This window comes from Streptomyces sp. CBMA123, from assembly GCF_014596465.1.
Taxonomy (GTDB): Bacteria; Actinomycetota; Actinomycetes; order Streptomycetales; family Streptomycetaceae; genus Kitasatospora.
In genome coordinates this window covers 1-6,708 of the sequence record NZ_MECK01000280.1, presented here as the reverse complement: position 1 = coordinate 6,708, position 6,708 = coordinate 1, and the positions used below count along the sequence as shown (strand labels likewise).

The 6,708-nt window shown below is 73.3% G+C and carries 7 protein-coding genes and 1 pseudogene; 4 read left to right on the top strand and 4 right to left on the bottom strand.

Translation table 11 applies throughout. From position 1 onward, the window contains the following. Window positions 1-339: pseudogene (locus BG452_RS27270) on the top strand (hypothetical protein); the annotation flags it as partial. A gap of 72 nt (window positions 340-411) precedes the next feature. Here BG452_RS27270 and BG452_RS27265 read toward each other — a convergent pair. Both BG452_RS27265 and BG452_RS27260 read right to left on the bottom strand, forming a co-directional pair. Next, entirely contained in the window at window positions 412-987 is a 576-nt protein-coding gene (locus tag BG452_RS27265) for a TerD family protein (RefSeq protein ID WP_188307013.1), read from the bottom strand. Window positions 988-1,131: 144 nt separating this feature from the next. Beyond that, window positions 1,132-1,629, bottom strand: coding sequence for a hypothetical protein (locus BG452_RS27260; protein ID WP_223242792.1), 498 nt, complete (start codon window positions 1,627-1,629; stop codon window positions 1,132-1,134). A gap of 231 nt (window positions 1,630-1,860) precedes the next feature. Here BG452_RS27260 and arfB point away from each other — a divergent pair, with 231 nt between their 5' ends. Then, window positions 1,861-2,292 (top strand): alternative ribosome rescue aminoacyl-tRNA hydrolase ArfB, encoded by a 432-nt coding sequence (gene arfB, locus BG452_RS27255; RefSeq protein ID WP_188307011.1) that lies wholly within the window; start codon window positions 1,861-1,863, stop codon window positions 2,290-2,292. A 58-nt stretch (window positions 2,293-2,350) separates the two neighbouring features. On the opposite strand, the gene BG452_RS27250 is transcribed toward arfB, so the two are convergent. Next, window positions 2,351-2,878 carry a flavin reductase family protein gene (locus tag BG452_RS27250; RefSeq protein WP_317621251.1) on the bottom strand — a complete coding sequence of 176 codons (528 nt, stop codon included), beginning with the start codon at window positions 2,876-2,878 and terminating at the stop codon, window positions 2,351-2,353. 369 nt (window positions 2,879-3,247) lie between these two features. Between BG452_RS27250 and BG452_RS27245 the strand changes: the two genes are divergently transcribed. After that, the gene (locus BG452_RS27245; protein ID WP_188307009.1) at window positions 3,248-5,041 is read left to right on the top strand and encodes a sensor domain-containing diguanylate cyclase; all 1,794 of its coding nucleotides are present in this window, start codon (window positions 3,248-3,250) and stop codon (window positions 5,039-5,041) included. Window positions 5,042-5,240: 199 nt separating this feature from the next. Further along, complete coding sequence (locus BG452_RS27240; protein WP_188307008.1) at window positions 5,241-6,233, top strand: hypothetical protein; 993 nt, start codon at window positions 5,241-5,243, stop codon at window positions 6,231-6,233. Between the two features lie 63 nt (window positions 6,234-6,296). Here the strand turns inward: BG452_RS27240 and BG452_RS27235 are convergent. Continuing rightward, the coding region (locus tag BG452_RS27235; protein ID WP_188307007.1) for an amidohydrolase family protein at window positions 6,297-6,708 on the bottom strand (412 nt) is incomplete at its 5' end.

Sequence of the window (6,708 nt, the reverse complement as noted above, 5' to 3'; positions counted from 1 at the left end):
CCGCGCCCGGTGCAGTCCGGTCAGGTGCGCGGGCAGGGCTTCAGTTTCTTCGGTCGCGGTACGGGCGCGGCGGTGCGGGCGGCCGCGCCGGCGCCGGCGGTGGGCAGCGTCGCCGAGCTGGGAGAGCGCGCGGACCTGGCGGACGTGGTGGGTGACGAGGCGGTCGCCGCGAAGGCCCAGGCGGAGGCGCGGGAGGCGCGGGAGGCCGGATCGGTCGTGCGGCCGGAGCGGCCGGTGCGCGCCGAGGACGCCGAGCCGGACGGGCCGACCGTGGTGGACCTGACGCCCGAGGACGAGACCGAGCTGATCGAGCTGCCGGAGCTGCGCGCCTCGCGCTGAGCGGCCCGGGAAACGCCGAGGGGCGGGAAGTCGACCGACTTCCCGCCCCTCGGCGTTCGCGACCGCGGCGTGTCAGAGCTGGACGCCGAAGTCCTGGGCGATGCCGGCCAGGCCGGAGGCGTAGCCCTGGCCGACCGCGCGGAACTTCCACTCGCCGTTGTTGCGGTAGAGCTCGCCGAAGATCATCGCCGTCTCGGTGGCGGCGTCCTCGGAGAGGTCGTAGCGGGCGATCTCGGCGCCGCCGGCCGCGTTCACCACGCGGATGTAGGCGTTGCGGACCTGGCCGAAGTTCTGGCCGCGGGCGGTGCCGTCGTAGATGGTCACCGGGAAGGTGATCTTGGCGGCCTCGGCCGGAAGGCCGGCCAGGTTGACGTTGATCGACTCGTCGTCGCCCGCGCCCTTGCCGGTCCGGTTGTCACCGGTGTGCACGACGGTGTTGTCCGGCGTGCTGGTGTTGTTGAAGAAGACGAAGTGCCCGTTGGAGAGCACCTTGCCGTCCGCGTTCAGGACGATCGCGCTGGCGTCGAGGTCGAATTCGGCGCCGGTCGTGGTGCGGGTGTCCCAGCCCAGGCCGATGCTGACCGCGGACAGGCCGGGGGCCTCCTTGGTCAGCGAGACGTTGCCACCCTTGGAGAGGCTCACTGGCATGGCGATTGCAGTCCCTTCGTTCGCTTTCCCGGGACAACGCAGTACTCCGGTGGCTTGGTTCCGGAGATCCCGTGAATTCTTCCCGGACGTCAAAGTCGGGCAAAGGATGGGCAAAGCGATGGCCGGTCCGGTCGGTTCCGGGGGTCAGACCCGGGGGAACCGGCCCTGGAGCGTCCAGATGTTCGGGTTGTCGGCCAGGCCGGGGTGCATGTCGAACAGGTCGGCGAGGGTGTCCTGGAGGAAGTCCCGGGCCTCGCGCCGCAGCTCGCTGTGCCGGACCACGGCGGGCGGCTCGTCCCGCAGCCAGGTCGCGGTGACCTCGACCCAGTTGAAGCGGCGGGCGAAGCGCAGCAGCTCGGTGTTCTGGGTGAAGTCGAGGTCGGCGGTCTGCACCCGGGCGGCCCGGGAGCCGTCCGGGTCGCGGTCGAGCTGCTCGGCGATGTCGCACAGCGCCCAGGCGAAGTCCAGCACCGGGACCCAGCCCCAGCGGGTGGAGAGTTCGGCGCCCTCGGCGTCCAGGTAGACGTCGCCGCAGAACAGGTCGTACCGCAGCGAGCGCACCGGGGCGGTGCGGTAGTCGGTCTGCGGGGGGTCGGGGAAGCGGTTGGAGAGGGAGTAGCCGAGCTCGATCACACAGGCCATTGTCGGGGCTCGGGGCGCGTGCGGGTAACCGGGGCCCGCCCCGAGCCGCAGGGGCGCGCCGGTGCCGAAGGGGAGCGGCGAGGAAGCGACGGTGGGGGTGCCCCCGGGCGAAGGCCGGGGGAGAGCGGCGGGGCGCCGGCCGTCGGCACCGGGTCGGAGCGCTGCGGTGGTGAGCGGGCGAGTCACGGATAACCGGGTGACCGGGCGGGACCCGCGCGGGATGATGGGCGCATGTCCGAGCCCATCCGCGTACGGGGGTCGGTGGTCGTCCCCGACGCCGAGCTCGTCTGGCGCTTCTCGCGTTCCTCCGGCCCCGGTGGCCAGCACGTCAACACCTCCGACTCCAAGGTCGAGCTGCGCTACGACGTGGCCGGCTCGAAGGCGCTGCCCGAGGTGTGGCGCACCCGCGCTCTGGAGCGGCTGGCCAACCGGCTGGTGGACGGCCGGGTGCTGGTGATCCAGGCCTCGGAGTTCCGCTCGCAGTGGCGCAACCGGGAGGCGGCCGGGGTGCGGCTGGCCGCGGTGCTGAGCGAGGCGTGCGCGCCGCCGCCGAAGGCCCGCCGGGCGACCCGGCCGAGTCGGGGGAAGGTCGAGCGGCGGCTGGAGAACAAGCGGCACCGGTCCGAGCTGAAGCAGGGGCGGCGGTCGCCGCGCGGCGAGTAGTCCGGCCCGGCGAACCGTTTCGGCCCGGACACCGTCAGGTGCCGGCCGGCGGTCCGGTTCAGCCCAGGGTGCGGTAGCCGCCGCGGAAGTAGAGCAGCGGGCGGCCGCCGGGGGCGGGCACGGCGGCCTCCAGGACGCGGCCGACCAGCAGGGTGTGGTCGCCCGCGGGTATCCGCTGTTCGGTGCGGCACTCGACGGTGGCCAGCGAGCCCTCGATCAGCGGGGCTCCGGTGCGCGCGCCGCGGCGGTGCGGGGTCTCCGCGAACAGCAGCCGGTCGCTGAGCCGGCCCTTCATGGCGAAGCGGGAGCCGAGCGCCTTCTGCCCCTCGGTGAGCACCGAGACCGCCCAGGTGTCGTTGCGGGAGAGCACCTCGTCCATCCGGGAGTCCTCGCGGACCGAGATCAGCACCAGCGGCGGGTCCAGCGACACCGACAGGAAGGACGTGGCGGTCATGCCGACGTCCTCGCCGTCCTCCTCGTCGTGGACGGTCACCAGGCTCACACCGGCGGCGAGCTGGGAGAGTGCTGCCCGGAACTCGTCGGGCGTGGCGTGGGGGGCAGCTTCGGGCTGCGGGGACGAGTACACGTACCGCACGGTAGTCGTCGCTCCCGGGTGACGGCATCGGGCCGTGGTCGTAGGACCACCGGCGCGGGTCCCGGTCGGGACGGGGGGCGCGGTCACTCCCAGGGGTGAAGCGGGTGGACCGGCGGGTGCAGTGGGCTTCAGTGCGCGGCCGATGCGGTCGACCACGAGAAATGTTCCGATAGCGCTTTATGTCCCGCTATGGGGCGGATGAACTGATGAAGGGCGCATTAGTCTCGTGTGATTTAAGTCACAAGTGGTGGCCTATTGCTGACCGAGCATGCCGAACGCTGTGCTCCCTGTGATTCAGTTCTTCTGGCAATCGGACGATAACCAATCAAGAACTATCCGAAGCAGCCGGGGAGCCCCCGCATGGAAGCCGAGTCGGAGCCGTACGTCCGTCTCGCGACCCTCCGCACCTTGCACCGGGTCGTGGCGGACCTCAACGCTGCCCGCAGCCTGGCGGGCACGCTGCAGGCCGTCGTCGAGGGCGCGGTGCACGGGCTCGGCTTCGACTCCGCCGCGGTCAGCCTGGTCCGGCCGGACGGCGACCTCGTGGTGGCGGCCGTCTGGGAGCTGGAGGAGAGCCCGATGGGCGGGCCCTCGGTGCTGCTCGGCCAGGTCGGCTCGCGGGAGTCCTGGGACCGGCTGCTCGGCGTCAGCGACCACTGGGGCACCCTGCGCTTCCTGCCGTACGACCGCGGCTGGGCCGTCGCCAGCGACATCCCGCGCTGGATCGGGGACGGCCCGCTACCCGTCTACGCCAACGACTGGCACCCCGCCGACGGACTGCTCGCCCCGATGTACAGCGCCGGCGGCGACCTGCTCGGCGTGCTCTCGGTGGACCGCCCGCGCAGCGGCAAACGCCCCGGGGCGTGGACCCGCGAGGCGCTGGAGATGTTCTCGCTGCAGGCCTCCATCGCGATCGGCAACGCCCGGCTGCGGGCCGAGATGCAGCGGGCGCTGGCCCGGCTGGAGAAGGAGCAACAGGCGCTGCGGGCCAGCGAGGAGAGCTTCCGGCAGGCCTTCGAGTACGCCCCCAGCGGAATGGCCATCACCGAACTGCACGGCGCCGGGCGCGGCCAGCTGACCAGGGTCAACGACGCGCTCTGCCGACTGCTCGGCCGCCCCCGCGCGGTGCTGCGCCAGCAGAGCTTCGCCGATCTCGTCCACCCCGAGGACCGGGCCCTGTTGGAACGCACCAGCGCCGAGAGCGGCCGGGCGGAGCTGAGGCTGTCCCGGCGGGACGGCGGCTACCAGTGGGTCTGCCTGCGCAACTCGATCGTGGCGGACGCCGCCGAGGGCCCGAGCTTCCTGCTCACCCACGTCGAGGACATCGAGGACCGCAAGCGCCACGAACTCCAGCTCGCCCACCGGGCCAGCCACGACGCACTCACCGGCCTGCCCAACGGCGCCGAGCTCAAGGCCCGGCTGGCCCGCCGGCTCTGCGCCGAGCCGCAGCCGGTCGGCGCGGCCGCCGCCGCGATGTCCGGAGAGGTCGGCTACCCGCAGCCGTACGCCTACCCGGCGGACTCGTACAGCGCGCACACGGCGTACGAGGGCCTGGCGGGTGCGGACGCGTACGCCGGGCCGGTGCACGGCTACGGGCCGGCCGACGGCCTGCTGCCCGGCCTCGGCACGGGGTACGGGGAGCATGTGCACGCCGTGGTCCCGGCCGAGTTCGGGCCCTCCGGCGAGACCTGGTCCGCGCCGTTCCGCTCCGGGGCGGCGGCGCCGGTGGACAAGGGGCTCGCGGTGCTCTTCTGCGACCTGGACGGCTTCAAGTCGATCAACGACCGGTTCGGGCACAACGCGGGCGACTCGGTGCTGGTCGAGGTCGCCCGGCGGCTGAGCGGGGCCGTCCGGGACGGCGACACGGTGGCCCGGCTGGGCGGCGACGAGTTCGTGGTGCTGGCCGACGGCATCGGCCGCGAGGAGGCCAAGGACCTCGCCCACCGGCTGCGCAACGCGATCATCCCGCCGATGCGGATCGACGGACGGGCGATGCGGGTCGGGGTCAGCCTGGGGGTCGGCTGGGCCGGCTGCGGGATGAGCATCGAGGAGGTGCTGCACACCGCGGACGAGCGGATGTACGACGAGAAGCGGGCCCGGGGCGGCGCGGTGCGGGGGGCGCGCGGCGAGCGCTCGCACCGGCGGGCGGGCTGACCGGGAGGGCCGGTCGGTGTCCTTCCGGCGGCCGGAGGATCGGTCGGGTGCCGAGCACCCGGGGACGCACAGGTTACCCACGGGTTGTCAAGGGTTCTTTTCCTGCTGTCAGGTACGACAGGTAGGGTGCCCGGTACGACAGCGTCCATGATCTGCGCCGCCAGCGCGCGGCGTACACCGGATGGGGGAGCAGACCACCGTGACGACCGCCGGCGACAACGGATTGCCCGAGGACCAGGCGGGCGGTGCCCCGCAGGACGACGACCCCTTCGGCTACCTCTACCGCCCGGCCGACGGCTCCGCCGGACAGCCGGCCGAGCCGCAGCAGGGGGTGCCCCGGACGTCGTACAACCGGCCGATGGAGGTCGGCCGGGCGCAGTACGGCCAGCCGACGCGCGCCCAGCAGCCGGTCTACGGCCAGCCCGGACCGGCGCAGCCGCCGTACGGCCAGCAGGGCATGCCCCCGCAGGGCCCGTACGGGCAGCCGGGTGTGCCGGCGCAGCAGGCCGAGTACGGCGGGCCGACCCAGCAGACCCGCTACGCGGAGCACTCCCGGCCGCAGCCGGGGGACGAGCGGCCGAGCAGCGGCCGGAGCAAGGGCGCGGTGATCGGCGCGGTCGCCGTGGTCGCGGCGATAGCGATCGGTGCCGGGATCGCGCTCTCCACCGGGGACCCGGACGGGGGCAAGGACGCCAAGGGCGGCACCACGACCACCGCCCCGCCGGCGCCCAGCGGCACCGGGGCGAGCGGCTCGCCCGGAACGGCCTCGCCCTCGGCGAGCGCCACCGTCTCCGCCGGGCCGGCGACCGTGGACGCCGGTCAGCTGCAGGGCCAGAACGCGCCGTCCGGAAACAGCGTCAAGGGCGCCAAGTCCGCCGACGGCAGCTACCTGACGCTCCAGCAGGGTGGCACGGTGACCTGGAACGGCCAGATCGCGACGGCCGGGACGTACAAGCTGACCGTGCACTACAACAACGCCGGTGCCGATGTGAAGGGCGCGGCGTCGGTGAACGGCAAGGACTGGCCGAGCGGGCTGACCTTCAAGAACTACTCGCCGGGCAAGGACCCGGCCTCGTCCTGGTTCAGCACCTGGATACTCCCGCAGTTCCAGGCCGGGGCGAACTCGGTCAGCTTCACCGTGCCCTCGGGGCCGGTCCTGATCGACCAGATCACGGTGGAACCGGGCAGCTGAGTCCGGCTCCGGACGCACCGCGGCCGCCCGTCCCCTGCGGGGGAGGGCGGCCGTTGCCTTCGCTCAGGCGGACTTGACGGTGGGGAACCTGTCGCCGCCGACGACCCAGCGGCCCTGGCGCATCACGGCGACCAGGTCGTAGGTGGTGGAGTCGACCACGACCAGGTCGGCGAGCTTGCCGGTCTCCAGCGAGCCGGTGGAGTCGGCGAGGCCGAGCAGCCGGGCCGGCGTGGTGGAGAGCGACTCGACGGTCTGGCCGAGGGTCAGGCCGTTGACGGTGACCGAGCGCTTGAACGCCACGTCCAGGGTGAGGGTGGAGCCGGCGATCGCACCGCCCTCGACCAGCCGGGCGACGCCGTCCTTGACCTGGACCTGGAGGGGGCCGAGGGGGTAGAGGCCGTCGCCCATGCCGGCGGCGCCCATGGCGTCGGTGATCAGGGCGACGCGGGGGGCGCCGGCGGTGCGGTAGGCGAGG

What these genes read in the sequence shown, in the direction of transcription:
- BG452_RS27265 (WP_188307013.1), bottom strand. Translation starts at nt 987, where the DNA reads ATGCCAGTGAGCCTCTCCAAGGGTGGCAACGTCTCGCTGACCAAGGAG.
- BG452_RS27260 (WP_223242792.1), bottom strand. Translation starts at nt 1,629, where the DNA reads ATGGCCTGTGTGATCGAGCTCGGCTACTCCCTCTCCAACCGCTTCCCC.
- arfB (WP_188307011.1), top strand. Translation starts at nt 1,861, where the DNA reads ATGTCCGAGCCCATCCGCGTACGGGGGTCGGTGGTCGTCCCCGACGCC.
- BG452_RS27245 (WP_188307009.1), top strand. Translation starts at nt 3,248, where the DNA reads ATGGAAGCCGAGTCGGAGCCGTACGTCCGTCTCGCGACCCTCCGCACC.